This is a genomic window from Paenibacillus sp. An7, from assembly GCF_009870785.1.
Taxonomy (GTDB): Bacteria; Bacillota; Bacilli; order Paenibacillales; family Paenibacillaceae; genus Paenibacillus.
In genome coordinates this window covers 1-266 of record NZ_WTWX01000106.1, presented here as the reverse complement: position 1 = coordinate 266, position 266 = coordinate 1, and the positions used below count along the sequence as shown (strand labels likewise).

Sequence of the window (266 nt, the reverse complement as noted above, 5' to 3'; positions counted from 1 at the left end):
ACCCCCGACCCTCTGCTTGTAAGGCAGATGCTCTCCCAGCTGAGCTAAATCTCCAGGGAATTATGGTAGCGGCGGAGGGGATCGAACCCCCGACCTCACGGGTATGAACCGTACGCTCTAGCCAGCTGAGCTACGCCGCCATAATTATTTATCACACAACTTGTACTATATTATCATACTTGATTAAGAAAATCAAGAAGAAATTTAGTGGCGGAGAGAGAGGGATTCGAACCCTCGCACCGCTTACGCAGTCTAACCCCTTAGCA

The 266-nt window shown here is 50.0% G+C and carries 1 tRNA gene; it reads right to left on the bottom strand.

From position 1 onward, the window contains the following. Nucleotides 1–63: 63 nt before the first annotated feature. Nucleotides 64–140: transfer RNA gene (locus tag GQY27_RS21340), tRNA-Met, on the bottom strand. Nucleotides 141–266: the final 126 nt, after the last annotated feature.